The organism is Pseudomonas fluorescens, from assembly GCF_000802965.1.
In the GTDB taxonomy this organism is placed as follows: domain Bacteria; phylum Pseudomonadota; class Gammaproteobacteria; order Pseudomonadales; family Pseudomonadaceae; genus Aquipseudomonas; species Aquipseudomonas fluorescens_A.
The window spans coordinates 410,245-436,154 of the sequence record NZ_JSAK01000008.1 but is presented as its reverse complement, the minus strand read 5'-3'; the positions used below and the strand labels follow the sequence as shown (position 1 = coordinate 436,154).

Below are 25,910 nucleotides of genomic sequence, written 5' to 3'. Positions count from 1 at the left end.
GGGCAAAGCTGGGCTATAACTAATCTGCTTTTCGCAAGTCATGAGGTAGAACATGAGCGACGATGATCTGGAAAACGACGACCTCGAAGTAGGCGACGAAGACGAGGCCGAAGAAGGCCTGGAAGCAGCAGCGGAAGACGTTGCTGACGACGACGGCGGTGATGCGCCCGCGCCGACTGCCAAAGGCAAAGCCAAGGCAGCGGTATCGGTCGATGAGCTGCCGAGTGTCGAAGCCAAGAACAAGGAGCGCGACGCCCTGGCCAAGGCCATGGAAGAGTTCCTTGCGCGTGGTGGCAAGGTGCAGGAAGTGGAGGCCAACGTGGTCGCCGATCCGCCCAAGAAGCCGGATAACAAGTACGGTAGCCGGCCTATCTGAGGCGGCTACCTGCTTGCTGAAAAAGCCCGCCGTCGCTGCGGGCTTTTTCATGCCTCAAACAAAATCCTGCGTAACCCCTGTAGGAGCCGGCTTGCTGGCGATGGCGCCAGGTCAGGCAACATCGTTGTTGAATGATGAACCGTGATCGCCAGCAAGCCGGCTCCTACAGAGGTGATGCTGCGCTGGCATTCCAGAGCGCCAACAACGCCGGCAGTTCGGTCAGGCTGCGAATTTCCGCATCGGGCAGGCGCTCGGCTTCCCAGGTTTTTCCCGCAGGGTTGAACCAGATCGCCCGCAACCCCGCCTGCTGCGCCCCGGCAATGTCATCGCCCGGATGATCGCCGATATGCACCGCCGTCTCGGCGGTCGCACCTCCGCGTTGCAACGCCTCATGGAACAGTCGCGCATCTGGCTTGGCGACGCCGATGTCTTCCGCGCACAGCGCAAACTTGAAGTAGTCCGCCAACCCCAGCCGTCGCACATCAGCATTGCCGTTGGTGACCACGCCGAGGGTGTAATGGTTGGCCAGTGCCTGGAGGGTCGGTTGCACCTCCGGGAAGATTTCCAGCTGATGCCGTGCATGCAGAAACACTTCGAAACTTTGGTCGGCCAACTCGGAAGCGACTGCGTGGGCATAGCCTGCTTCTTCCAGAGCCTGGAACAACACGCGGCGACGCAAAGCGCTGATGCGGTGCTTGAGGTTCGGCTCGATGCTCAGGATGCGTTCGCGAATGGCCCACAAATGCTCCACCGGCACCGCGCCCAAGTTGGGTGCATGTTCAGTCAGCCATTCACGCAATACGGCTTCGGCGCTGACGATCACCGGGGCGGTGTCCCACAGGGTGTCGTCGAGGTCGAAGGTGATCAGTTGGAGAGTCATGAATCATCGCCTTTAATGCGTTTGGCCCGTGGGTGAGCGCTGTCGTAGACGCTGGCCAGGTGCTGGAAGTCCAGGTGGGTGTAGATCTGGGTGGTCTTGATGTCCGAGTGGCCGAGCAATTCCTGCACCGCGCGCAGATCCTGCGAGGACTCCAGCAAGTGGCTGGCGAAGGAGTGTCGCAACATGTGTGGGTGCAGGTTTTGCCCCAGTTCGCGCTCGCCCGCTGCTTTTACCCGCAGCTGGATCGCCCGCGGGCCGAGGCGTCGACCTTGCTGGCCGACAAACACGGCGTCGTCCGCCGGGTTGGCCATGGCTCGCAATGGCAACCACAACTCCAGCGCTTCTCGAGCTTTTTTTCCTACCGGCAATAAGCGGGTTTTGCTGCCTTTGCCGAGCACTTGGACCATACCGTCCGCCAAATCAAGCTGATCGAGATTGAGCCCGGTCAGTTCCGAAAGCCGCAGGCCGGAAGAATAGAACAGCTCAAGAATCGCCTGATCCCGACGCGCGAGAAAGTCGTCTTCCACGCCACCTTCCAGCAATTGCAGGGCGCGGTCGGTGTCGAGGGTTTTCGGCAGGCGGCGTTCGCCCTTGGGCGGCGCCAGGCCGTTGGCCGGGTCGTGATCGCACAGGCCTTCGCGGTTCAGGTAGTGATAGAGCCCACGCACCGCCGACAGCAGTCGCGCCAGGCTGCGGGACGATTGACCTTGTGCATGCAGGCGGGCGATCAGGCTGCGCAGGCGCTGGATGTCCAGGGCGGCCCAACTGCCAATGTTCTGTTTGACGCACCAGCCCAGCACTTTATCGAGGTCGCGGCGGTAGGCCGACAGCGTGTGCGGCGACACCTGTCGCTCACTGCGCAGGTGTTCGCAGTAAGCGTCCAGTTGTCGTTCCATGATCAGCGAACCGAGCGCAGGGAGTTGTTGATCCGTGGCAGCACGCGGCCCATGACTTCGGCAATGTAGCTGAGGAACAGCGTGCCCACCGAGCTTTTATATTGCTGCGGATCACGGCTGGCGATAGCGAGGATGCCGTGGATGCCCTGGTGACTGATGGCGACGACGGCGGTGGAGCCGATTTGCTTGCGCTGCTCTTCGCCGAACAAGAAGTCGAGTTCATGTTCGCGCAGGCTGCCGCTGACGCTTTTGTCTTCCAGCAACAGGCCACCGATGGCCACCTGGGCGTCCGCGTGGGTCACCCAGCGGCCGACCGGCATGGCGTTGTCGCCGAGCAGGATCAGGCTGACGAAGGGCACCTGAAAGTCCTGGCGCAAACTGTCTTCGACGCACATCACCACGTCTTCCAGCGTGGCGGCGTCCATCAGTGCGAGGATCAGTCGGCGGGTTTTTTCGAACAGTCGGTCGTTGTCGCGGGCCACGTCCATCAAGTGCGAAAGACGATGACGCAGCTCAATGTTGCGGTCGCGCAGGATGGTCATCTGCCGTTCCACCAGCGACACGGTGTCGCCGCGGCGGTGGGGAATGCGCATTGCCGGCAGCAGTTCTTCGTGCTCGACGAAGAAGTCCGGATGAGCCTCCAGGTACGCGGCAATCGCCGCCGCCTCCAGGCTCTCGGACGGCGATTCGTCGGACTGTCGGGCGGGTACCTGAGGCTTATCGGTCATGGTTTTGGCTCACTCAAAGACGTACTTGTCCTTCGTATACACGGACTGCCGGGCCGGTCATCAACACCGGTTGGCCAGGGCCTGCCCATTCAATGGACAGGCGCCCGCCTGGCAGGTCGATCAACAGCGGCGAATCCATCCACCCCTGGCTGATCGCAGCGACGGCAGCGGCGCAGGCGCCGGTGCCGCAGGCCTGGGTTTCCCCGGCGCCGCGTTCCCAGACGCGCAACTGCGCGCGGCCCCGGTCGATGACCTCTAGAAAACCGACATTGACCCGTGCCGGGAAGCGCGGGTGATGTTCGATTTTCGGCCCCAGCTCATGCACCGGTGCGTTGTTGATATCGCTGACTCGCAGCACCGCATGGGGGTTGCCCATGGACACCGCGGCCAGTTCGACCGGCGTACCGTCGACGTCGACCTGATAGCTCAACGCCTGTTCAGGCGCCTGAAACGGAATATCCGCTGGCACCAGGCGCGGGGCACCCATGTTCACGCCGATCTGCCCGTCGCTGCGCACATCCAGTTCGATGATGCCGCTTTTGGTTTCGACACGGATCTGCCGTTTAGCGGTCAGGCGTTTGTCGAGCACAAAGCGGGCGAAGCAGCGCGCACCGTTGCCGCACTGTTCCACTTCCGAGCCGTCGGAGTTGAAGATCCGATAGCGGAAATCCACGTCCGGGTTGCTCGGTGCTTCGACGATCAGCAACTGGTCGAAACCGATGCCAGTGTGCCGATCGCCCCACAGCTTGGCGTGCTTGGGCAGAATGTGCGCGTGCTGGCTGACCAGGTCGAGGACCATGAAGTCATTGCCCAAGCCGTGCATCTTGGTAAAACGCAGCAGCATGGTTTTACTCCGGCAGCAGGCTTTCGCCAGCAAACAACTCGGCTACCGTTTCACGGCGACGCACTTCAAATGCCTGATCACCGTCCACCAACACTTCAGCGGCACGACCGCGGGTGTTGTAGTTGGAGCTCATGACAAACCCATAGGCGCCAGCCGAATGCACGGCCAGCAGGTCGCCTTCTTCCAGGGCCAGTTCACGATCCTTGGCCAGGAAGTCGCCGGTCTCGCAGATTGGGCCAACAATGTCGTAGGCGCGGGCAGCGGAGGTGCGCGGGCGTACGGCGGTGACATCCATCCAGGCTTGGTACAGCGCCGGGCGGATCAGGTCGTTCATGGCCGCGTCGACGATGGCGAAGTCTTTGTGTTCGGTGTGCTTGAGGTACTCGACCTGGGTCAGCAGCACGCCGGCGTTGGCGACGATAAAGCGACCCGGCTCGAACACCAGTCCCAGATCACGACCGTCGAGACGTTCGCGCACGGCCTTGATGTAGTCGGCGGCCAATGGCGGCTCTTCATCACGATAACGCACACCCAGGCCACCACCGAGATCGATGTGGCGCAGGTAGATGCCGCAATCGCCGAGGCGGTCGACCAGGCCCAGCAGGCGGTCGAGAGCGTCGATGAACGGCGGCAGGGTGGTCAGTTGCGAGCCGATGTGGCAATCGACGCCGACCACTTCCAGGTTCGGCAACTGCGCGGCGCGCACGTACACGTCTTCGGCGTCGGCGATGGCGATGCCGAACTTGTTCTCTTTGAGACCGGTGGAAATGTACGGGTGGGTGCCGGCATCGACGTCCGGGTTGACGCGCAGCGAGATCGGCGCGCGAACGCCGAGCTCGGCGGCCACCACTTGCAGGCGTTCCAGTTCGTCGGTGGATTCGACGTTGAAGCAGTGCACGCCGACTTCAAGGGCGCGACGCATGTCGTCACGGGTCTTGCCGACGCCGGAGAACACGATCTTGTCGGCGCTGCCGCCAGCGGCCAGTACGCGTTCCAGCTCGCCACGGGAGACGATGTCGAAACCGGCGCCCAGGCGCGCCAGGACATTCAGTACACCCAGGTTGGAGTTGGCCTTGACCGCGAAGCAGACCAGGTGCGGCATGCCGGCCAGCGCATCGGCGTAAGCCAGGTACTGGGCTTCGATGTGGGCGCGCGAGTAAACGTAGGTCGGTGTGCCAAAGCGCTCGGCGATGGCAGACAGGGCAACACCTTCCGCGAACAGTTCACCGTCACGGTAGTTAAAAGCGTCCATGAGGTTCCCTTATTGGTAGACGTCGTGCTTGTGGGCCTTGGACGGCTGCTTCTGCGAGGACTGGGCCTGCTCTGCAGGGTCCTGGTCTTCGTCGGGCAGGTACAACGGGCCTTTTTGACCGCAGGCCGACACAAGGCAGGCAACCGCGAGGAGCGCAGCAAGGGAAGAGATCAGGCGCTTCATGGCGAAATCCTTGAAAATGCATTAATTGCGCCGGAGTATACCGGCCACCCGGCAGCTTGCCTATGCAACGAACCGCCCGTCCGGCGGGCCTTGGCTTGATGCAGGTAAGTCGCGCGCAATCCATTGTGGTAGCGGGCTTGTGTGGCGAGGGAGCTTGCTCCCGCTCGACTGCGAAGCAGGCGCAATGCTTTCGGGGTCGCTTCGCGACCCAGCGGGAGCAAGCTCCCTCGCCACACAACCCCGCTCCCACCGGAACCGTGTTTGATGTACCTATATCGGCCCATGATCGTTATCCTTTGCAATCAGCGGGGCTCGTCCGTATCTTGCGGCGCTTGAGCCTGATCAGACACTTTTTGAGGTTGCCGTAATGAGTTTGTCCGAAGCCCGTTTCCACGATCTGGTCGATGCCACCCAGCAAACACTGGAGGACATCTTTGACGAGAGCGACCTGGATATCGATCTCGAAAGCTCGGCCGGTGTATTGACCGTCAAGTTCGAAAACGGCAGCCAGTTGATCTTCAGTCGGCAGGAGCCGCTGCGTCAGTTGTGGCTGGCGGCGGTGTCCGGTGGCTTCCACTTCGACTACGACGAAGAAAGCGAGCGCTGGATGTGCGACAAGAGCGAAGAGCAACTGGGCGAGATGCTCGAACGCATCGTCAATCAGCAGGCCGGTGTCGAACTCGATTTCGAAGGCCTGTAACGTCGTGACCCAGTCAGCACCCGTCCGCCCACCGAAGCCGCTTTACAGCAACGTCAGCCCGGCCGTCCCTTCGCCGTGCAGCGGCGTGTGCCGGCTGGATGAGCAGAAGGTCTGTCTGGGCTGCTTCCGTCATGTCGAAGACATCCGCGAATGGCGTTCGGCCGATGACGAGCGCCGTCGGGTCATCTGCGCCCAGGCCTCCAATCGCAAGGTCAACGCCAATCTTCTGTAGGAGCTGGCTTGCTAGCGATGGCGGCCAGGAGGGCGCTGTAACGTCCGGAATCCTATCGCCAGCAAGCCGGCTCCCACAGGGAGTGCGCGCTGTCTGGTGGCGACTTGTATATTTTTTGAGCTGTGTTAGTGTCCGGATACGCCTCAACCCATCGAGGCCTTGTGAAAACCCCGCCTTTTTCTGGCGGGGTTTTGCTTTTTTCGTGCAGAAGAAAGGAGTCTGCCCTGATCATGACCGCACCTTCCATCACCCTTACCCGTCTGGACGTACAGCGTCTGGAGCGTCTGATCGACAGCCTGGATGACACGCTGCCGGGCGTTATCGCGCTGCAAACCGAGCTGGATCGCGCCGATACACTGGTCGGTCACGATGAAGTGCCCGCCGATGTCGTGACCATGAATTCCCGCGTGCACTGCCGTGAAGAAAGCAGTGGCAAGGATTATCACCTGACCCTGGTTTATCCGAAGGATGCCAACGCCGACGAGGGACGGATTTCCATCCTGGCGCCAGTGGGCAGTGCACTGCTGGGCCTGAAAGTTGGCCAGCACATCGACTGGCCGGCTCCGGGTGGCAAAACCCTGAAACTGACTTTGCTGGAAGTTGAATCTCAACCAGCCCATGGCGGCGACTTCCCAGAGTAACGACCGCTCAGACCTGCGCGAGCGCCTCGTTCAATGCGCGCTCCAGGTCGGCCTTGTAACGCAGATACAAATTGCTCGAACTCTGCCCATCACCTATCAGGCCCGACAAGTCCAGGTCGGTGATGTAGCAGCGATAGCGCTCGGTCTCGCGGCGCTGCTCGATGATTTCCCGGGCGACCACACTGAACAGTTGGTCGCCATGTTCCAACTCTGAAAATTCCCGCTGATTGCAATACAACGTGACGTGCACCGTGCCGGGCGCCGCTTTGCCGACGATCGCCTGCACGTCGTAGAACGGCTTGTTGACCGGGTTTTGTGGTGGCGGCCTCGCGTCGACCCGACGCGCTCGGCCCGGGCCGGAAGGCAACAATTGGTAATACAACGTCTCCAGATTCTGCGGGGAAGTCGCATCCATCGGCAGCAACGCATCGCGTCGGTACTGGATCGACTGCAGGAATCGCTGCAACGGAACCAGCAGGCTTTGCTCGTCATGCCAGGGCAAACGCTGCTGCCACAACGCGTTGAATTCATCGAGTACGTACAGATCGGCCTGGGCTTCGTTGATCCGGTAGAACACTTGAATGCAACCCCGCTGGCCCATGGGCAGAAGCATTGCCAGGTCGTGGTCTTCGAGCGCCATCGGGTCCAGGTGCAATGGGCTGTAACGAGCCTGTTCCTCACCCAGGTAATCGAACAGCGCCGGCAAGGTGGCAAGCGCAACGTGATTGACCTGGCCGGGCACCAACTCCAGCACGTGGTAATGCTGCTGGACCTGAATCAGGTAGCGGTAATTGAGTTTGCTCAGCAGCAGGTTCTGCGCAATGTCAAGGATCCCTTCGACCCGCTGGGCAATGAACTGCGCGCGGTTATGGCAGAAGCAACGCACGCGCAGTCGGGGCTGCTGCGGCCCGCTCGGCAGGTTGTTGAGGTAGTCACGCACGCAGTCGAGCAGGGCGTGTGGTCCGTCGAAGTGATTGACCAGCACTTCGTTCCAGCTATTGAGCGTGACCTGGTCCAGGGTCAGCACCAGGTTTTCCCGGACGCCGGCGTAACTCAGTGAGTCGGTGCGCTCGGTGGTCATCAGGATGTTCAGGTCGCGGTGGTGCTTGAGCGGGTCGACACCGACGTTCACCAGCATCAGCACGTTGCCGGGCACGGCGGCACGCAGCAATGGTTCCTCCGCGACGGTCGGCAAGGGCAGGGGAATAGTCTGTTGCAGGCTACCGAGCAGGTTGAACAGTTCGAACTCGCTCAAGTCGCTGCTGCCGGGGTGCAAGGCGAGGCGGGTGCTGCTGTCGATCACGCCGTTGCGGTGGCACCAGGTGAGCAGTTCGAGCAGATGGCGACTGCGTTTGATCGGGGCGAAATGCTCCCACTCAAGCGCGGTCAGGCTGCCGTTGTACAAGCCCCACTGATTTTGCGTCGGCTCTTTTTTGTTCGGTGCATGGACCAGCGTCAGGGTGTCTTCGGCCAAATCCGGGGCGATGCCCGGATTGATGAACTCGACCTTGTCTGCCTTGCGCTCGAACGCCGCGTACAGGCGTCGACCCAGCACGCTGAGGTCACGCTTGTTGATCAGGCTGACGGTCTGTTCATTGCGGGCAAACTGAGTCAGGAAGCGGTAGCTGTAATTCAGTTCGTTGACCAGAGCCCGGCGCTCCGAGCTGACCTGGCGGACTTTCCATTGGCTGCGGCTGTCGAGCAGCGCCAGTTGCCGCGGGTCCCATTGCCATTCGTGGGCGAGGCGTTCAAGCAACGAGCGTTGCCAACTCTGGGTGCGGCCACTACCGACGGTGAGCTTGCGATTGACCTTCAGGTACAGCGCGCGTCGCACCAATTCCAGCCGTTCCGGCTCGTTACGGGCGATGAGGTATTCCTCGATACGCCGGTAAACCACGACGTATGGGTCCAGTTCATCGAGGTCGAGCCGATTGGCGAACACCGCTTGTTTGAAGCGCAGGCTCAGGCACTGGACCCTCGGATGTTCGCTGGCGTAAACCTCGGTCAGCAACAGCTTGAGCACCGACTTGTAAGGCGACTCGATACCCTTGAACAGCTGCCAGAGCCCGGCACCGATGAATTCGCCGGGAGGAATGTACGCCAGATTTCCCAGGTCCAGGGTTTCGTCGGTGCGGATGAAGCGCTTGGACAGCAGCGTGTGGGTGTAGCGGTCGTAATTCGCTTCCTCATAAACGGGCACCAGCCACCAGATCGGCGTGCGCCCGGCGAGCCAGATCGCAGTGCGGTAGAACTCGTCCAGCAGTAGATAGTGCTGAGTGGTGCCGCAGTTTTCGGAGCTGAGTTGATTGTCGCGCTCACCCAGTACGAAGCGCGTCGGCTCGATCAGAAAGAAATGCGCCTCGGCCCCCTGGCTGGCGGCCCAGGTTTCCAGCAACTGGCACTTTTTGCGCAGTTCGGACAGCTCCTGCTCACTCAAATCGGGCGCATGACATACCCACACGTCCATGTCGCTCTGGTCGGCCTGGGCCAGTGTGCCGAGGCTGCCCATCAGGAACAGGCCGTGAATCGGGCGTGGCGGGTTGCTGCCGTGGCGCGGCTTGTAGGAAAACGAGCGGGTCAGGCGCTGGGCTTCGGCGAGGGCATTGGCGTCCGGTTCGTAGTTCGACAGTCCGGCCGGCGTGCTGCCGGAAACGTAACCCGGCAACAGCGGATGATTGACGTGGAAAAACAGCGGGAGGAGGTTCAGCACCCCTTGCTGCCGGGTCGACAATCCTTCCATGGCGCGCGCCATGCGGCCCTCGTTGAGCTTCAGGAAACGTGCGCGCAGTTGGCTGAGAACCTTGCGGTCGATTCCCTCGTCCAGATCGGGGCGGATTTCGTGGGTGCGGGTCATGTCAGCTCAAACCGGCTCGCAGGGGCTCGGAATCGGGGTTCTCGGGTATGGGGAGTGTAGCGCCTTGGTCCCGGGACTTTTAAGCTGATTTTGTTTTTCTGGCGTCAGATTTTTACCGTATGGCGACGGCCGTTGTCAGGCCGTGCCCGCGGAAATCCCGAGCCTGGGGTTTCCGTGGGCGATGCGGGGAATTCAGGCAGTTTCCTGGACGCTCAGGATGGTCAGAACGGTTTGTACATTTTGCGCAGCATCACGACCCAGGCTAGTCAGGTAGCCGCCATCGGGCTGGTCGATCAGTTCTTTTTCATGCAAGCGTTTGGCAGCGGCAATGTGTTTCGGGGCAGCGGTCTGATGAATTTTCAAACCTTCCTGGGAACTGTCCAGGTTGAAGAGTGCGAGGACTTCCAGTTCGGCAACCAACTCAGGGGTAAGCGACATAAGGACTCCAGACTTTCTAGGAATTGGACGACAGCGCCCCTAAGGTGAGCCCACTTGCCCGGCATGTCCAGTGCTCGCGACAGGGTTTTTTCGCCATGGGATGCATTCCCCGGTTGAATGCGGCGGCAGCGGGGTTAATAGAGTGTAGACCGCAAAAAAAAGATCGCAGCCTGCGGCAGCTCCTACATGAAATACGATCCCTGCAGGAGCTGCCGAAGGCTGCGATCTTTTGATCTTATTTCTTTTCCGGCGGCAATTCCGGCAACGCACGCAGTGCAGCTTCATACCATTCGGTATTGAACGCGCGGTCTTCTTCGAGGATCGCGTCGATTTCCACCGCCAAAACGTGAGCCATCAGGTTGAGGATTTCCTCGCGCTCGTAACCCACCAGTGTCAGCTTGTTGAAGGTCGCTTTGGCGGCCGGCGGGTTGTCGCTCTCAATCTGGTTTTCAATGGCCTCGATCAGCGTGTTCTCGGTGAATTCTTCTTCGTCGCTGTCGATATCTGTTGGCTCGCTCATGGCAGGCTCCTCAAGGAAAGGCGGCCAGTTTACCTGCATTCAGCGCCGTGATGCTGCTGGCAAGAACCGTCCCGGCGTTCTATAAAAGGCACTGCCAACCCCTGCACGGCCTGGAGGCTTTGTGATGCTCAAGCTTTATGGATTTTCCGTCAGCAACTACTACAACATGGTCAAGCTGGCGCTGCTGGAAAAGGGACTGCCGTTCGAAGAGGTGCCGTTTTACGCTGGCCAGGCGCCTGAAGCGCTGGTCATCAGTCCGCGCGGCAAGGTGCCGGTGCTGGGTGTCGAACAGGGTTTCATCAACGAAACCAGCGTGATTCTCGAATACATCGAGCAAAGCCAAAAAGGCACGCCGCTGCTGCCGAGCGATCCTTTCGAACGGGCGCAGGTGCTCGCGCTGGCCAAGGAAATCGAACTTTACATCGAACTGCCGGGCCGGGCCTGCTATCCGCAAGCATTTTTCGGCATGACGCTGCCTGATGCGATCAAGGAAAAGACCAAGACCGAGCTATTGCTGGGCATTGCCTCCCTGGGCAGGCACGGCAAGTTCAGCCCTTATGTGGCGGGCGACAGTTTGAGCGTGGCGGATCTGTATTTCCTGTACAGCGTGCCGCTGGCCTGTGCAGTGGCGAAAAAGCTGTTTGATATCGATCTGTTGGCCGAACTGCCGGCGGCCAAGGCGTTGCTGGAGCGTCTGGAGCAAAACCCGAACGTGCAGCGGATTGCGGCGGACAAGGAAGCGGCAATGCCGGCGTTTATGGCGATGGTCGCGTCCAAGAAGTAGTTGCGGAGGCGTCTGACGGGTGTGATCAGTACGTGTCAGGAGATTCGCAATCTCTTGTCCTACATTGCCCACACCCAAGTCGGCCAACACCTTCAGGCGATTTCGTCGTACGTGGTAATAACCAAAATCTTCCCCGGTTCTGGACAGTGTTTACCTTGAGCATCGAATCGTTTTCCGATCAGGAAACGTCGCGGTCAAGGAGACCCGGTAATGCTCAAACTTTATGGTTTTGCGGCGAGTAACTATTTCAATATGGTCAAGTTGGCACTCCTGGAAAAAGGTGTGCCTTTTGAAACCGTGCCGTTTCATGGTTGCCAGAATCCGGACATTCTCGCCGTCAGCCCCCGAGGGAAGGTTCCGGTCCTGGAGACCGAGCAGGGCTTTGTAAGCGAAACGGACGCCATCCTCGACTTCATAGAAGAGACCCAGTCAGGCAAAGCGCTATTGCCGACCGATCCGTTTGCGCGGGCAAGTGTTCGAGCACTGGCCAAAGAAATCGAGTTGTACATCGAGCTGCCGGCGCGTGTCTGTTACGTCGAAGTGTTTTTCGACGGCAGGCCGACTCCCGAGGAGCTGAAGGCCAAGGCACAGCGGGATCTGATCAAAGGGTTTACGGCCTTGAAGCAACGTGCGCGGTTTGCGCCATATGTGGCAGGAGAGCACTTCACGCTTGCCGATTTGTATTTTCTATACAGTGTTGACCTGGCCGTAGACGTCGGAAAGCGCTTGTTCGACATCGACTTCTTGTCCGACATGCCAGGTGCCAAGGCGTTGCTGGAGCACTTGGGCGAGAATCCGAACGTGAGAATAGTCGCCGCTGACAGACAGGCGGAGGCGCCTGCTTTTCTTAAGCGGGTGCGGGCAGTGGGGAATTCGAATCGCTGAGAGGGAAAGCCCGATGGTTTTGGCCATCGGGCTTCATATTTGCTGTCGTCTTAACGGCTGGCGAGCAGCGCCTGACCGCGCGAAACGGCGGCCTTCACCTGCGCTGGCGCAGTGCCGCCGATGTGGTCACGGGCATTGACCGAACCTTCCAGGGTCAGCACGGCGAATACGTCCTGGTCGATCTGGTCGCTGAACTTGCGCAGTTCTTCCAGGCTCATTTCCGCCAGGTCCTTGCCGCTGTCCACGCCGTACTTCACCGCATGGCCAACGATTTCGTGGCAGTCACGGAACGGCAGGCCGCGACGTACCAGGTAGTCAGCCAGGTCGGTGGCAGTGGAGAAACCGCGCAGGGCCGCTTCGCGCATGATGGCGTGCTTGGGTTTGATTGCCGGGATCATGTCGGCAAAGGCACGCAGAGAATCGCGCAGGGTGTCGGCGGCGTCGAACAGCGGTTCCTTGTCTTCCTGGTTGTCCTTGTTGTAGGCCAGAGGCTGGCCTTTCATCAGGGTCAGCAGGCCCATCAAGGCACCGAACACACGGCCCGATTTGCCGCGCACCAGTTCCGGAACGTCCGGGTTTTTCTTTTGCGGCATGATCGAGCTGCCGGTGCAGAAACGGTCTGGCAGATCGATGAACTGGAATTGTGCGCTGGTCCACAGCACCAGCTCTTCGGAGAAGCGCGACAGGTGCATCATCGCGATGCTGGCGGCCGAGCAGAACTCGATAGCAAAGTCACGATCGGACACGTTGTCCAGCGAGTTGCCGCCCACCGCATCGAAGCCCAGCAGTTGCGCGGTGTATTCACGATCGATCGGGTACGTGGTGCCGGCCAGCGCGGCGCTGCCCAGTGGCATGCGGTTGGTCCGCTTGCGGCAGTCGACCAGACGCTCGTAGTCGCGGCTGAGCATTTCGAACCACGCCAGCATATGGTGCCCGAAGGTCACCGGCTGCGCGGTTTGCAAGTGAGTGAAACCCGGCATGATGCTGCCGGCTTCGCGCTCGGCCTGTTCCAGCAAGCCTTTTTGCAGGCGGGTGATTTCGCCGAGGATCAGGTCGATTTCATCGCGCAGCCACAGGCGGATGTCGGTGGCTACCTGGTCGTTGCGGCTGCGGCCGGTGTGCAGCTTTTTACCGGTCACGCCGATGCGGTCGGTCAGGCGTGCCTCGATGTTCATGTGCACGTCTTCGAGGTCGATGCGCCAGTCGAACTGGCCGGCCTCGATTTCACCCTGGATGGTCTTCAGGCCATCGATGATGCTGTCGCGCTCGGCATCGGTCAGCACGCCGACCTTTGCCAGCATGGTGGCGTGGGCGATCGAGCCCATGATGTCGTGGCGATACAGGCGCTGGTCGAAGGTGACGGAGGCGGTGAAGCGGGCGACGAAGGCGTCGACGGGTTCACTGAAGCGGCCGCCCCAGGACTGATTGGTCTTGTCAGTGCTCATGAATTCGCTCGTATCGGCTGAAAAAAGATGGCGTTGAAAGCTGCCGCGGATAATAACAGGGTTGCCAATCCTGTCGCTGGCACTGGTCGACTGGTTTTCTCATGTGGGAGCGAGCCTGCTCGCGATGGATGTTAACGATCACGCGTGCTTTTTGAATAAACCCGTGGCCCTCAGGTTCATCGCGAGCAGGCTCGCTCCAACAGTTTTCCCTATTAGTACAACGATATTTTTCATTTGAGCAATATCGTTCCGGCAACCGTCTACAGTTGGACAGTAGGATCAGCGCACTTCTCGGTGCGCGAGAGGACTATAAGAAGAGGGGGTGTTCATATTGCGTATCAGCAAACCCTGTGGCGATGTGTCGCCAAAGCGGGCCTGGGCCGCTAATCGCCCGGCAGATGAAAATTTAGCTGCCCGACCAGCGGCACTTTTTCACGCTCGCGCTAGTCTTAGCGTGGATCGCGGTGACAGACGTCACTTCCCCTGTCTACGCTATCCTTGTGCGAGACTCACGCAGGAATCCAGCGCAATATGAATGTCCTGATCGTTGATGACGACCCCCTTGCCCGCGAGCGCCTGAGCCAAATGGTTGGTGAACTCGAGGGATACAGCGTCCTGGAGCCGAGCGCCACGAACGGCGAAGAGGCGTTGGCACTGATCGACAGCCACAAACCGGATATCGTCCTGCTCGATATCCGCATGCCAGGCCTCGATGGCCTGCAAGTGGCAGCGCGACTGTGCGAACGCGAAACCCCGCCTGCCGTGGTGTTTTGCACAGGTTCCGATGAATTTGCCGTGGAAGCCTTACAGGCCAGCGCCGTAGGCTATCTGGTGAAACCTGTGAGAACTGAACATTTACATGATGCATTAAAGAAAGCCGAGCGCCCCAATCGTGTGCAACTTTCGGCTTTGACTCGACCTGCTGCTGAAAGCGGCAGTGGCCCACGCAGCCACATCAGTGCCCGAACCCGAAAGGGCATCGAGTTGATCCCGCTGGATCAGGTGGTCTATTTCATCGCCGATCACAAGTACGTGACCCTGCGCCACGAGACCGGCGAAGTGTTGCTGGATGAACCGCTCAAGGCGCTGGAAGATGAATTCGGCGACCGGTTTGTGCGCATCCACCGCAACGCCCTGGTCGCTCGCGAGCGCATCGAGCGCCTGCAACGAACGCCTCTGGGGCATTTCCAGCTGTTCCTCAAAGGGTTGAACGGTGACGCCCTGATCGTCAGCCGGCGCCATGTGGCCGGCGTTCGAAAAATGATGCAACAGCTTTAATTCGCTGGTCGCAGGCGGATTTCACACCCGATTGCCGGAGACCCGGGGCCAGGGAGGCCGAGCAGTATCTGATACAAGTCAAAGTGGATTTGGCTGAGCTGTTATTATCCGTCGCATCTATTCAGTACGGATTGATCCATGTCCTCTCGCGAAATCCGCATCGCCACCCGCAAAAGTGCTCTCGCCCTGTGGCAGGCCGAATACGTCAAAGCCCGTTTGGAGGAGGCCCACCTCGGCCTGCTCGTGACGCTGGTCCCGATGGTCAGTCGTGGCGACAAGCTGCTCGATTCGCCGCTGTCGAAAATCGGTGGCAAAGGCCTGTTCGTCAAGGAACTGGAAACCGCGCTGCTGGAAAATGAAGCCGACATCGCCGTGCATTCGATGAAAGACGTACCGATGGACTTCCCTGAAGGCCTTGGTTTGTTCTGTATCTGCGAGCGCGAAGACCCACGCGATGCATTCGTCTCCAACACTTACGCCAGCCTGGATGAGTTGCCGCAAGGCAGCATTGTCGGAACGTCGAGCCTGCGCCGTCAGGCCCAGTTGCTGACCCGTCGCCCGGACCTGGAAATCCGCTTCCTGCGCGGCAACGTCAACACTCGCCTGGCCAAGCTCGATGCCGGCGAATACGACGCCATCATCCTCGCGTCCGCCGGGTTGATTCGTCTGGGCTTTGAAGATCGCATCACTTCGGCCATCAGCGTCGACGACAGCTTGCCGGCCGGTGGCCAGGGCGCGGTGGGCATCGAATGCCGAACCGCCGACAGCGAGATTCACGCGCTGCTGGCGCCGCTGCACCATCAGGACACCGCCACCCGCGTCACCGCCGAACGTGCTCTCAACAAACACCTCAATGGCGGCTGCCAAGTGCCGATCGCCTGCTACGCCGTGCTTGAAGGCGAACAGATCTGGTTGCGTGGCCTGGTGGGCGATCCGAGTGGTGGTTTGTTGCTCAGTGCACAGGCCCGTGCACCACGTGCCGATGCCGAGGCGCTGGGTGTGCAAGTGGCCGAAGACCTTTTGAGCCAGGGCGCCAATGACATTCTCAAGGCGGTCTATGGCGAGGCAGGTCACGAGTGACGAACTGGCGCCTGCTGCTGACGCGTCCGGCGGATGAGTCGGCAGCGCTGAGCAGCGTTCTGGCCGAACAGGGGATTTTCAGCAGCAGCTTGCCGCTTTTGGACATAGAGCCGATCCCCGCGACTGACACAATGCGCGGCGTGATCCGGGATCTGGATCGTTACTGCGCAGTGATCGTGGTCAGCAAACCGGCCGCCCGGATCGGCGTCGATCTGCTCGATCAGATGGGGTCGAACTTACCGCGTGTGAAGTGGTTCAGCGTCGGTGCGGCGACGGCGCAGATTCTCGAAGATCACAAGCTGGACACAAGCTTCCCGGCGGAAGGCGATGACAGCGAAGCCTTGCTTCAACTCCCGGCATTGCGCGAGGCTATCGCCCGACCGGGTCCGCGTGTGCTGATCATGCGCGGGCAGGGCGGGCGCGAGTTGCTGGCGGAGCGTTTGCGCGAGCTAGGTGCTAGTGTCGAGTATCTGGAGTTGTACCGTCGCGAGCTGCCGCAATACCCGCCGGCAACGCTGCCTGACCGCATCAGGGCGGAACGCCTGAACGGGCTGGTGGTCAGCAGTGGACAGGGTTTTGAGCATCTGCATCAATTGGCCGGCGATGCCTGGCCGCAGTTGGCGCAGTTGCCGTTGTTTGTACCAAGCCCCAGGGTCGCCGAGCTGGCACGTGCCGCCGGGGCCCTGACAGTTGTGGATTGCCGCGGCGCCAGTGCCGCGGCTTTGCTGACGGCGTTACGGGAGCATCCCGTGGCCGTTCTCTAATGCAAAGGATGGATACGTGAGCGAAACAGCCTTGCCTAAAGATGACGTCCAGCCAGTGCTCGATGCGCCGGTTGAAACTCCACCTCCTGCCGCAGAGCAGCGCAAAGGCAACGGGCTGGCAATCGTCGCGCTGCTGCTCGGGGCTGCCGGAGTTGCCGTCGGTGGTTGGGGAGTCTGGCAGGTGCGCCACCTGCAAGCGACTAATCAACAGCAGTTGAGTCAAGTGCAGGCATTGAGTGATGAGGCGCAAAGTCTCAAGCTCAATGAACAGCGTCTGAGCGCACGCCTGGACCAGCTGCCGGCTGCCGATGTGATTGAAGAACGCAGCCGCCTGGTGGCGCAGTTGCAGGGCGATCAGCAACGCCTGAGTCAACGTCTGGAAACCGTCCTCGGCGCCAGCCGCAAGGACTGGCGTCTGGCCGAGGCCGAGCACTTGCTGCGTCTGGCCAGCCTGCGTCTTTCGGCCTTGCAGGACATCAGCAGCGCCCAGGCCCTGGTCCAGGGTGCCGACGAAATTCTCCGTGAACAGAACGATCCCGGCTCCTTTGCCGCTCGCGAACAAGTGGCGAAAACCCTGGTGGCCTTGCGCAGCACCGAGCAACCGGATCGCACCGGTCTGTTCCTGCAATTGGGTGCACTGCGAGACCGCGTGACGGGCCTGACCGAGCTGGCGCCCGAGTACAAGGACCGGGGCGAATCCTTGCTCGGCCTGACCGCCGATGGCGATGGCGCGAGTCGCTGGGCGCAATGGTGGGATCAGATTTCGCGTTACATCCGTATCGATTTCAATGCCGATAAAAATGTTCGTCCGTTGCTTGCCGGACAAAGTCTGAGCCAAGTGCGCCTCGCACTTAGCTTGGCGCTGGAGCAGGCACAATGGGCCGCGCTCAATGGGCAGGCGGCGGTTTACTCCCAAGCGTTGGATGAGGCGCGGGACGTGCTCAAGGGCAATTTCAATCCGGACAATCCGCAGAGCAAAGTGATGCTCGAGCAGGTGGCCGAATTGAGCAAACAACCCGTCACCGTCGTCACCCCGGACCTGGCCGGCACACTGAGTGCGGTGCAGGGTTACCTGGAGCGACGTAACGTCAATGCCGAGGACTCGATCAAGCCACTGGCCAAACCTGCCGCGAATACCACGCAGGAGGCCACGCCATGAAACGCCTGTATGTGATCGTATTCCTGGTCATCGCCGCCGCGGCCGCGCTGGGGTTGGCGATTGCCGAGCACGCCGGCTACGTGCTGATCGCCTACAAGTCCTTCCGCTACGAATCGAGCCTGTGGGCGACACTGGCGCTGATCGCCGTGCTTTGGCTGGTGATCTGGGGCATCAAGGCGTTGATCGAATTGGTGATGACGTCCAGCGGTGTGGTCAATCCCTGGTCGCGGCGCAATCGCAGCCGTCGGGTGCAGGTGGCAATCGAACACGGTCAGCTGGATCTGGCGGAAGGTCGTTGGGCCAGCGCGCAGCGTCATTTGTCTCGGGCTGCCGAAGCCGAGCATCAGCCATTGCTGTATTACCTCGGTGCCGCCCGCGCCGCGAACGAACAAGGTCATTACGAGCAAAGCGACAATCTGCTGGAGCGCGCCTTGGAGCGTCAGCCCCAGGCCGAGTTGGCGATCGCCTTGAACCACGCGCAATTGCAGACCGATCGCGGCGATACCGAAGGCGCCCTGGCGACTCTTCAGGCAATGCACGAACGTCACCCCCATAACGCACAGACCCTGCGCCAATTGCAGCGCCTGCACCAGCAGCGCGGCGAATGGTCGGCGGTAATTCGCCTGCTACCAGAGTTGCGCAAGGATAAGGTCCTGCCACCGGCTGAACTGGCAGAGCTGGAGCGCCGTGCCTGGGGCGAGAACCTGTCACTGGCAGCGCATCAGGAAGCGGACGGAACTGTCGGCTTGCAGTCACTCAATCGCGCCTGGCAGCAACTGACTTCGAGTCAGCGTCAGGAGCCGGCACTGGTTCTCGCCTATGCCGATCAACTGCGGCAATTGGGCGCTCAAGCCGAGGCCGAAGAAGTCCTGCGCACCGCACTCAAGCGCAAGTACGACAGCCACCTGGCGCGTCTTTACGGGTTGGTGCGCGGTGCTGATCCGGCACGTCAGCTGCAACTCGCCGAAGGTTGGCTCAAGGATCATCCGGCGGATCCAAGCCTGTTGCTGACACTGGGTCGCCTGTGTCTGCAAACCAGCCTGTGGGGCAAGGCCCGGGACTACCTGGAAAGCAGCCTGCGTGTGCAGCGCAATCCGGAAGCGTGCGCCGAACTGGCACGCCTGCTGGCGCAAATGGGTGATACCGAGCGCAGCAATCAACTGTTCCAGGAAGGTCTTGGTTTGCTGGATGAGCGCTTGCTGGCGGCGCCACTGCCGGTGCCGGTTCATGCCTGAGCTGCGCAGCAACGGCTGACGAAATAACCTGTGGCGAGGGAGCTTGCTCCCGCTGGGCCGTTTTTTCAGGATAGAGGGAAGTTTGATTTCGCGACTGCTGCGCAGTCGAGCGGGAGCAAGCTCCCTCGCCACAGGCAATCTCCCGCCCCAAAAAATGTGCATTTCAATGTCGGAATTTTCCGTCCCAGACGCGTCTTCAGCAGAGTCCTACAAAGGACTACACCTGATCCTCTAGCTTCTGTCGGGAATTCCCTACACCCCTGCTGAACTGTCCCCGCCGGCCAGCCTTGAAAGGCTGTCGCGCTTTCCTCTACCGTAGCTGTCGGTCTCTTACTGTTACGGAAAAGCCATGTCTTTGGGCTGTTCACGCTCCTTGTTCTTCACGGTTTTCATTGCAGGCGCACTGGTCTTGGGCGTGTCCTATCACCTGGAGTATGCAGTCGGTCTCAAGCCATGTGGCTTGTGCCTGATGCAACGGGTTTGCCTGGCGCTGCTGACAGGAATCTGCCTGGTGGCATCAGTACATGGCCCCGGTCGCGTTGGATCTTTTTTGTATTGGTTGATTGGCTTGGCCAGCAGCCTGGCCGGTACTGCCACGGCGTGGCGACAGGTGCTGTTGCAAAACGATCCGGTGCACCAACTAGCGTCCTGTGCGCCCAGTCTGGGGGATCTGTTCGCCAGTGCGCCGTGGATGTGTGTTGTTCAGGAGATGTTCAGGGGCACCATCGATTGCGCACAGATTTCCTGGACGCTGTTCGACCTGAGCATCCCGGAGTGGAGTCTGCTGTTCTTCGTCGGGATGGTGATTCTGAGTGTTTATCAACTCTTGCGGCTTGTCTGGATCAGCTTCCAGCGACCGCTCAGCGGCGAGTCGTCGCACCAGACCCTGGTACGCGATTAAACACTTGTATGAACTTTATCGTCTGAGTACCTTGAAGCCACCGTCGTGCGGGCATAATCTGGCCCGCACGTGTCATTGGAATTATGTTGCTCGATGACGCTCTGCCTGGCCGACTCCTGACTTCAGGATTGCGACGGGTGTAGGGCAGCATGACCCACAAGGGAAGAGAGATCGCCATGCTCGAAAGTTGTCAGAATGCTCAGGAACGTTGGGGTGGAGTACATCTGCTGATCGATCGCTGGTTGCAGGAACGTCACGAACTGGTTCGGGCTTACGATGCTCTCGGCGCCAAACCCGAGGCGCTGGGTGAAAACCGCAAGCCCTTGCAGGAGTTTTGCGGCGTGCTGGTCGACTATGTGTCTGCCGGGCATTTCGAGATCTACGAACAGCTCACCGGTGAAGCCAAGGCTTTCAATGACAAGCGTGGTCTGGAATTGGCAGAAACCATCTATCCGCGCATTGATGTCATCACCGAGAAGCTGCTCGCATTCAATGACCTGTGCGATGAAGGGAAGTGTGTAGCAGAGAAGTTCAAGGAGCTGGGCGGGCTGTTGCATGAACGCTTCGAGCTCGAAGACTGCCTGATCGAAGTGCTCCACACCGCTCACAAGGAAGAAGATCCGGTTCAGGCCTGATCCTCCGGTCCCGCAAAATCTGAAAACGGTGCGCTCTGCGCGCCGTTTTTCATTTCCGCCATTCAGCCTGTAGCGCCGCGTAATTCGACTTCAAAGACCAGAGGCGTGAAGGGTGCAATCAAGTCGCCGGCGCCCTCGGCGCCATAGGCTTGGGCTGATGGAATCACCAGTCGCCATTTTGCGCCGACCGGCATCTGCTGCAATGCACTGCGCCAGCCGCTGATCACGCTATCGAGACTGAACCACTGCGGCTGGCTGTTCTGGTCGAACACGGTACCGTCGGGCAGGCGACCGATGTACAGCACTTGCACCTTGCCGTTGGGTCCGGCTTTGGCACCGGTACCCGGCGTCAACTCTGTCAGCAAAATTCCGTCCGCCAACTCACGAACGCCGGGTTTGGTTTTTTCCGCGGCGAGAAAGCGCTGCTCGTTTTCCAGCGCCAGTTCGCTTTGCGGCGCAGGAGACTGCATCGCAATCCGGGCTTCGTGCTCGTTCAGAATCTGTTCGATCTGCTCGTCTTTCAACGCCAGTGGCTTGCCCTGATAGGCCTGTTGCAAACCTTCGACCAGCGCTTGGAGTTGCAGGTCGGGAGCCTCCTGGCGCAAGCGTTCACCAAGGCTCGCGCCCAGGCTGTAAGCAAGATCGTGTGCGTCATTTTCCGGCGTTTTTTCAGCAGCGTGGGTTGCGGAAAAAATCACACACAGCGATAAAAAAAAGTAGCGCGACATGGGCACTCTCCAACCTGAGATGCGGGCGATTATGCCAGTGGGAATGCCTTCAACGGTGAACTGCTTTTGCGCAAGCGCAGAACATTTTCGCTTCGTTGCAACGCATCGCTTTCGATACTGTCAAGATGCCCTAGCGGCGGTAACAGCAGAGGTCTAGTATGAGCCGCACCCACGTCAGCCAGGAGGTAAACCATGTCGGCCACCAAGAAGCCTGTAAATACCCCGTTGCACTTACTCCAACAACTCTCGGGCAGCTTGCTCGAGCATCTGGAAACCGCTTGTTCCGAAGCCTTGGCTGATGCTGAAAAACTGCTCGCCAAACTGGAAAAGCAGCGCGGAAAAGCGCAGGAAAAATTGCATAAATCCCGCACCAAATTGCAGGACGCCGCAGCCGCCGGCAAGGCCAAGGCACAAGCCAAAGCCAAAGACGGAGTGAAGGATCTGGAAGACCTGCTTGATGCCCTGAAGGAGCGTCAGTCGGACACTCGCGGCTACATTCTGCAACTCAAGCGCGATGCTCAAGAAAGCCTGAAATTGGCCCAGGGCATCGGCCGTGTACAGGAGGCTGTCGGCAAGGCGTTGTCCCTGCGTTCGGCCAAGCCTGCTGCGGCCCCTGCGAAGAAAGCCGCTGCCAAACCGGCTGCTGCAAAAGCACCGGCCAAGCCTGCCGCCAAACCTGCCGCCAAGGCACCGGTGAAAGCCGCAGCCAAACCTGCTGCGAAACCTGCGGCGAGAAAACCAGTCGCGGCCAGCGCTGCAAAACCGGCTGCCAGAACTGCTGCTGCTGCCAAACCTGCTGCCAAAACAGCCGCTGCCAAAACAGCTGCCGCCAAACCGGCCGCAAGAACTGCTGCTGCGAAACCCGCCGTGGCGAAAACCGCAGCTGCCAAACCAGCCGCAAAACCAGCGACTAGAACTGCTGCTGCAAAACCTGCTGCCAAGCCGGCCGCAAAACCTGCCGCAGCTAAAACTGCTGCCAAGCCAGCTGCAAAACCAGCCGCTAAGCCAGTGGCAAAAACTGCAGCCAAACCTGCCGCAAAACCAGCTGCTAAAACTGCTGCTGCCAAGCCAGCCTCTGCTGCGAAACCTGCTGCTGCCAAGACGGCTGCCGCCAAGCCAGCCACTACCGCAAAACCTGCCGCAGCGAAACCAGCAGCCAAACCAGCCGCTGCAAAACCAGCCGCTGCAAAACCAGCTGCAAAACCAGCAACCAGGCCAGCCGTGAAAAAACCGGCCGCTGTTGCCAAGCCGACGCCGGCTCCTGCTGCCAAGCCAGCGTCGCCAGCGCCATCTGCATCGGCTGCTCCTGCGCCGACAGCAACGACCTCGACTGCTACCACTGCGCCAACGCCAGTTGCGCCGTCGAGCAACAGCACCTCCCCAACCAGCGCTTCCTAAGTGCCGGTTACCGCGACGCGCAGCTGATGCAGCGCGTCGCGGTCCAGGTGAACGGCGCCCGCCGCTACACCTTCCAGCCAGACTGAAAGATCGGTCGCGGCATCTTGCGGCCAACCCTCTGATATTCGCTCAAGTCGTAACAACAGAGTTCGCTCGGCTTCCAATTCCAGATTCTTCACCTGTTCGCGCAGCGCATTCAGATCGGCGTCCTGCGTGGCGAGGGCTTTCCATTGCATGCGCAACTCGCGCAGCGGCTGCACGACATCGGCGTCCCAAGGATCAACCACACTGCGAAGTTGCCGCAAACGTTGCTCATTGCAGGCTGTTCCCCGCTGTCCCAACCAAGCTGCGCACAGCAGCAGACACACGTTGACACCCGCCGACTGCAATTGCAGACAGGCTTGTTCAACACCCGGACGGGCATAAGTCGCCAGGGAAAAGCTCCACAGGTCAGAGGACATAGTGCTACTCGCGCCAGTTGCGAGCGAAGCTGTTAGACTCCGCCGCCATTATGATTCGACTTCAGAACCTGACTTTACAGCGTGGCCCGCAACGTCTGCTAGAAGACGCCGAGCTGACGCTGCACGCCGGCCAGAAAGCCGGCCTCATCGGTGCCAACGGCGCCGGCAAATCGAGCTTGTTCGCCTTGCTTCGGGGCGAGCTGCACCCGGACTCGGGTGATTGCTTCCTGCCGGCCGACTGGCGTATCGCCCATATGCGCCAGGAGGTCGACACGCTCGAGCGCCTCGCGGTCGACTACGTGCTCGATGGCGACCTGCGCCTGCGCCAGGTGCAACGCGACCTGGCGGCAGCCGAAGCGGCCCATGACGGTGCCGCTCAGGCCCGCCTGCACTCGGAACTCGACAGCGCCGACGGTTACACCGCCGACGCCCGGGCGCGCAAGTTGTTGGCCGGCCTTGGGTTCACCAACGAGCAGATGGATCGGCAAGTAGGCGATTTCTCCGGTGGCTGGCGGATGCGTCTGAACCTGGCGCAGGCCTTGATGTGTCCATCGGACCTGTTGCTGCTCGACGAACCGACCAACCACTTGGACCTCGACGCCATCATCTGGCTGGAGGAGTGGCTTAAAAGCTATCCCGGCACCTTGATGCTGATCTCCCACGACCGGGATTTCCTTGATGCCGTGGTCGATCATGTGGCCCACGTCGATCAGCGCAAGATCACTTTGTACCGCGGTGGCTACAGCGCCTTCGAACGCGCCCGTGCCGAACGTCTGGCCCAGCAACAGCAGGCCTACGAGAAGCAGCAGGTGCAACGTGCGCACATGGAAAGCTACATCGCCCGCTTCAAGGCCCAGGCCACCAAGGCCCGCCAGGCCCAGAGCCGGATCAAGGCGCTGGAGCGCATGGAGGAGCTGACCGCAGCCCACGTCGATTCGCCGTTCGATTTCGTCTTCCGCGAATCGCAGAAGATCTCCAGCCCGCTGATCGACCTGTCTGACGCTCGCCTGGGTTACGGCGACAAAGCCGTGTTGGAGAAGGTCAAGCTGCAACTGACCCCGGGTGCGCGGATCGGTTTGCTCGGCCCGAACGGTGCCGGTAAATCGACCCTGATCAAAAACCTCGCAGGCGAGCTGTCGCCACTGTCGGGTCGGTTGACCCGTGGCGAGAACACCGTGGTTGGTTACTTCGCCCAGCATCAATTGGACTCTCTGGACTCCAAGGCCAGCCCATTGCTGCACTTGCAGCGCCTGGCACCGACTGAGCGCGAGCAGACCCTGCGCGACTTCCTCGGCGGCTTCGATTTCCGTGGTGCGCGAATCGACGAGCCAGTGCTTAATTTCTCCGGTGGTGAAAAGGCGCGTCTGGCGTTGGCCTTGATCGCGTGGGATCGGCCGAACCTGTTGCTGCTCGACGAACCAACCAACCACCTGGACCTGGAAATGCGCCTGGCACTGACCATGGCCCTACAGGAATTCAGTGGCGCGGTACTGGTGGTCTCTCACGACCGTCACCTGCTCAAAAGCACCACCGATAATTTCTACCTGGTGGCGGACGGCAAGGTCGAAGAGTTCGATGGCGACCTGGAGGACTACACCCGTTGGTTGGTGGAGTACCGCCAGCGCAACGCGCCGGTCAGCAACACACCGGTGAATCCGGACAAGACCGACAAGAAAGCCCAGCGTCAGGCCGCGGCTGCACTGCGCCAGCAACTGGCGCCGCACAAGCGCGAGGCTGACAAGCTCGAAGCCGAACTGGGCAAGCTTCACGAAAAACTGGCGAAGATCGATGCCAGCCTCGGTGATAGCGATATCTACGAACCCGCTCGCAAGAACGAATTGCGTGATTTGCTGGCCGAACAGGCCAAGCTGAAGGTGCGTGAAGCGGAGCTGGAAGAAGCCTGGATGGAAGCCCTGGAACTGCTGGAAAGCATGCAGGCGGAGCTGGAGGCGCTGTCCTGATGGACGCCTTCAAGCTGCCGTTGCCGGCGATGTGGGTCGAGCCGATTTGGCTCGGCGTGCAAATCCTGCTGATCCTGTTGGCCGGTTACATCACCCAGCGTTTCGTCGCCAAGTGCCTGACCCGTCTCGGTGAGCGCTATCCGTTTCCGCCGCAGTTGTTAATGCCGCTGCGCGGTGGTTTGCGCTGGCTGATCATGGGCAGCGCGCTGATTTTCGTGTTGGAGCGCCTCGGCGTTTCGGCCACGGTGCTCTGGACGGCGTTGTCCGGTTTTGTCGCGGTGGCGGCGGTGGCGTTCTTCGCCATGTGGAGCGTGCTCTCCAATTTGCTCTGCGCCATCCTGATTTTTACCGTCGGCCCGTTTCGTCTTGGCGATGTGGTCGAACTGGTGGACACCACCGACAAGCCTGGCGTGAAAGGCCGGGTGATCGCGATCAATCTGCTGTACACCACGTTGATCGAGGCCGAAGAGCTCGGTACGGGTAGCGCCATGGTGCAAGTGCCCAATAGCTTGTTCTTCCAGCGTTCGGTTCGGCGTTGGCGCGGGACGGATGTGTTTCCGTCGAGCGGGTTTGAGAAATAAGCCAGCTCTAGAAGCTTAAAGATCGCAGCCTGCGGCAGCTCCTACATTGGAATGCGTTCCCTGTAGGAGCT

General features: G+C 60.4%; 28 protein-coding genes. 16 read left to right on the top strand and 12 right to left on the bottom strand.

What is annotated here, in order from left to right:
* Positions 1-52: 52 nt before the first annotated feature.
* Positions 53-376 (top strand): transcriptional regulator SutA, encoded by a 324-nt coding sequence (gene sutA / locus NL64_RS08525; RefSeq protein WP_034147693.1) that lies wholly within the window; start codon positions 53-55, stop codon positions 374-376.
* Between the two features lie 163 nt (positions 377-539).
* On the opposite strand, the gene NL64_RS08520 is transcribed toward sutA, so the two are convergent.
* The 6 genes from NL64_RS08520 to lptM are packed head-to-tail and all read right to left on the bottom strand — an operon-like array spanning position 540 to position 5,159.
* Positions 540-1,256 carry an HAD family hydrolase gene (locus NL64_RS08520; RefSeq protein WP_034147692.1) on the bottom strand — a complete coding sequence of 239 codons (717 nt, stop codon included), beginning with the start codon at positions 1,254-1,256 and terminating at the stop codon, positions 540-542.
* Complete coding sequence (gene xerC, locus NL64_RS08515) at positions 1,253-2,152, bottom strand: tyrosine recombinase XerC (protein ID WP_034147691.1); 900 nt, start codon at positions 2,150-2,152, stop codon at positions 1,253-1,255. The genes NL64_RS08520 and xerC overlap by 4 nt, the downstream gene beginning before the upstream one ends.
* Before the next feature lie 2 nt (positions 2,153-2,154).
* Positions 2,155-2,880, bottom strand: coding sequence for a DUF484 family protein (locus tag NL64_RS08510; protein WP_034147690.1), 726 nt, complete (start codon positions 2,878-2,880; stop codon positions 2,155-2,157).
* Between the two features lie 13 nt (positions 2,881-2,893).
* Positions 2,894-3,724 (bottom strand): diaminopimelate epimerase, encoded by an 831-nt coding sequence (gene dapF / locus NL64_RS08505; RefSeq protein WP_034147689.1) that lies wholly within the window; start codon positions 3,722-3,724, stop codon positions 2,894-2,896.
* A gap of 4 nt (positions 3,725-3,728) precedes the next feature.
* Positions 3,729-4,976 carry a diaminopimelate decarboxylase gene (lysA, locus tag NL64_RS08500; RefSeq protein ID WP_034147688.1) on the bottom strand — a complete coding sequence of 416 codons (1,248 nt, stop codon included), beginning with the start codon at positions 4,974-4,976 and terminating at the stop codon, positions 3,729-3,731.
* Positions 4,977-4,985: 9 nt separating this feature from the next.
* Positions 4,986-5,159, bottom strand: a complete 174-nt coding sequence (gene lptM, locus NL64_RS29445; protein WP_034147687.1) for an LPS translocon maturation chaperone LptM — start codon at positions 5,157-5,159, stop codon at positions 4,986-4,988.
* Positions 5,160-5,526: 367 nt separating this feature from the next.
* Between lptM and cyaY the strand changes: the two genes are divergently transcribed.
* The 3 genes from cyaY to rnk all read left to right on the top strand — a co-directional run bounded on the left by cyaY (position 5,527) and on the right by rnk (position 6,732).
* Positions 5,527-5,859: an iron donor protein CyaY gene (cyaY, locus tag NL64_RS08490; RefSeq protein ID WP_034147686.1), complete on the top strand. Its 333-nt coding sequence runs from the start codon at positions 5,527-5,529 to the stop codon at positions 5,857-5,859.
* Positions 5,860-5,863: 4 nt separating this feature from the next.
* The gene (locus tag NL64_RS08485; protein WP_034147685.1) at positions 5,864-6,091 is read left to right on the top strand and encodes a DUF1289 domain-containing protein; all 228 of its coding nucleotides are present in this window, start codon (positions 5,864-5,866) and stop codon (positions 6,089-6,091) included.
* Between the two features lie 230 nt (positions 6,092-6,321).
* Positions 6,322-6,732, top strand: coding sequence for a nucleoside diphosphate kinase regulator (gene rnk / locus NL64_RS08480; protein WP_034147684.1), 411 nt, complete (start codon positions 6,322-6,324; stop codon positions 6,730-6,732).
* 7 nt (positions 6,733-6,739) lie between these two features.
* On the opposite strand, the gene NL64_RS08475 is transcribed toward rnk, so the two are convergent.
* The 3 genes from NL64_RS08475 to NL64_RS08465 all read right to left on the bottom strand — a co-directional run bounded on the left by NL64_RS08475 (position 6,740) and on the right by NL64_RS08465 (position 10,544).
* On the bottom strand, positions 6,740-9,586 hold the full coding sequence (locus NL64_RS08475) for a class I adenylate cyclase (protein WP_034147683.1): 2,847 nt from the start codon (positions 9,584-9,586) through the stop codon (positions 6,740-6,742).
* A gap of 192 nt (positions 9,587-9,778) precedes the next feature.
* Complete coding sequence (locus NL64_RS08470; protein WP_034147682.1) at positions 9,779-10,024, bottom strand: TIGR02647 family protein; 246 nt, start codon at positions 10,022-10,024, stop codon at positions 9,779-9,781.
* 235 nt (positions 10,025-10,259) lie between these two features.
* On the bottom strand, positions 10,260-10,544 hold the full coding sequence (locus NL64_RS08465) for a hypothetical protein (protein WP_008024357.1): 285 nt from the start codon (positions 10,542-10,544) through the stop codon (positions 10,260-10,262).
* 124 nt (positions 10,545-10,668) lie between these two features.
* Here NL64_RS08465 and NL64_RS08460 point away from each other — a divergent pair, with 124 nt between their 5' ends.
* A complete protein-coding gene (locus NL64_RS08460; RefSeq protein WP_034147681.1) occupies positions 10,669-11,328 on the top strand; it encodes a glutathione S-transferase family protein in 660 nt (219 codons plus the stop codon).
* A 210-nt stretch (positions 11,329-11,538) separates the two neighbouring features.
* Positions 11,539-12,213 carry a glutathione S-transferase family protein gene (locus tag NL64_RS08455; protein WP_034147680.1) on the top strand — a complete coding sequence of 225 codons (675 nt, stop codon included), beginning with the start codon at positions 11,539-11,541 and terminating at the stop codon, positions 12,211-12,213.
* Positions 12,214-12,263: 50 nt separating this feature from the next.
* Here the strand turns inward: NL64_RS08455 and argH are convergent, their stop codons facing one another.
* Positions 12,264-13,658 (bottom strand): argininosuccinate lyase, encoded by a 1,395-nt coding sequence (argH, locus tag NL64_RS08450; RefSeq protein ID WP_034147679.1) that lies wholly within the window; start codon positions 13,656-13,658, stop codon positions 12,264-12,266.
* Positions 13,659-14,189: 531 nt separating this feature from the next.
* Between argH and NL64_RS08445 the strand changes: the two genes are divergently transcribed.
* The 7 genes from NL64_RS08445 to NL64_RS08415 all read left to right on the top strand — a co-directional run bounded on the left by NL64_RS08445 (position 14,190) and on the right by NL64_RS08415 (position 20,710).
* On the top strand, positions 14,190-14,936 hold the full coding sequence (locus tag NL64_RS08445) for a LytR/AlgR family response regulator transcription factor (RefSeq protein WP_034147678.1): 747 nt from the start codon (positions 14,190-14,192) through the stop codon (positions 14,934-14,936).
* 138 nt (positions 14,937-15,074) lie between these two features.
* Positions 15,075-16,016 (top strand): hydroxymethylbilane synthase, encoded by a 942-nt coding sequence (hemC, locus tag NL64_RS08440; RefSeq protein WP_034147677.1) that lies wholly within the window; start codon positions 15,075-15,077, stop codon positions 16,014-16,016.
* Positions 16,013-16,780: a uroporphyrinogen-III synthase gene (locus NL64_RS08435; RefSeq protein ID WP_034147676.1), complete on the top strand. Its 768-nt coding sequence runs from the start codon at positions 16,013-16,015 to the stop codon at positions 16,778-16,780. The genes hemC and NL64_RS08435 overlap by 4 nt, the downstream gene beginning before the upstream one ends.
* Positions 16,781-16,796: 16 nt before the next feature.
* Entirely contained in the window at positions 16,797-17,939 is a 1,143-nt protein-coding gene (locus NL64_RS08430) for a uroporphyrinogen-III C-methyltransferase (RefSeq protein ID WP_034147675.1), read from the top strand.
* Positions 17,936-19,174, top strand: coding sequence for a heme biosynthesis protein HemY (locus NL64_RS08425; protein WP_034147674.1), 1,239 nt, complete (start codon positions 17,936-17,938; stop codon positions 19,172-19,174). Before NL64_RS08430 ends, NL64_RS08425 begins: the two co-directional genes overlap by 4 nt.
* Positions 19,175-19,523: 349 nt before the next feature.
* Positions 19,524-20,075 (top strand): disulfide bond formation protein B, encoded by a 552-nt coding sequence (locus NL64_RS08420; protein WP_034147673.1) that lies wholly within the window; start codon positions 19,524-19,526, stop codon positions 20,073-20,075.
* 176 nt (positions 20,076-20,251) lie between these two features.
* The gene (locus tag NL64_RS08415; RefSeq protein WP_034147672.1) at positions 20,252-20,710 is read left to right on the top strand and encodes an Rsd/AlgQ family anti-sigma factor; all 459 of its coding nucleotides are present in this window, start codon (positions 20,252-20,254) and stop codon (positions 20,708-20,710) included.
* 62 nt (positions 20,711-20,772) lie between these two features.
* On the opposite strand, the gene NL64_RS08410 is transcribed toward NL64_RS08415, so the two are convergent.
* Entirely contained in the window at positions 20,773-21,438 is a 666-nt protein-coding gene (locus NL64_RS08410) for an FKBP-type peptidyl-prolyl cis-trans isomerase (RefSeq protein WP_034147671.1), read from the bottom strand.
* Between the two features lie 192 nt (positions 21,439-21,630).
* Between NL64_RS08410 and NL64_RS30470 the strand changes: the two genes are divergently transcribed.
* Positions 21,631-22,836 (top strand): AlgP family protein, encoded by a 1,206-nt coding sequence (locus NL64_RS30470; RefSeq protein ID WP_080757898.1) that lies wholly within the window; start codon positions 21,631-21,633, stop codon positions 22,834-22,836.
* Here NL64_RS30470 and NL64_RS08395 read toward each other — a convergent pair.
* Entirely contained in the window at positions 22,833-23,297 is a 465-nt protein-coding gene (locus NL64_RS08395) for a TIGR02444 family protein (RefSeq protein ID WP_034147670.1), read from the bottom strand. The genes NL64_RS30470 and NL64_RS08395 overlap by 4 nt on opposite strands.
* A gap of 50 nt (positions 23,298-23,347) precedes the next feature.
* Here NL64_RS08395 and NL64_RS08390 point away from each other — a divergent pair, with 50 nt between their 5' ends.
* Positions 23,348-25,258: an ATP-binding cassette domain-containing protein gene (locus NL64_RS08390; protein ID WP_034147669.1), complete on the top strand. Its 1,911-nt coding sequence runs from the start codon at positions 23,348-23,350 to the stop codon at positions 25,256-25,258.
* The gene (locus NL64_RS08385) at positions 25,258-25,839 is read left to right on the top strand and encodes a mechanosensitive ion channel family protein (protein WP_034147668.1); all 582 of its coding nucleotides are present in this window, start codon (positions 25,258-25,260) and stop codon (positions 25,837-25,839) included. The genes NL64_RS08390 and NL64_RS08385 overlap by 1 nt, the downstream gene beginning before the upstream one ends.
* Positions 25,840-25,910: the final 71 nt, after the last annotated feature.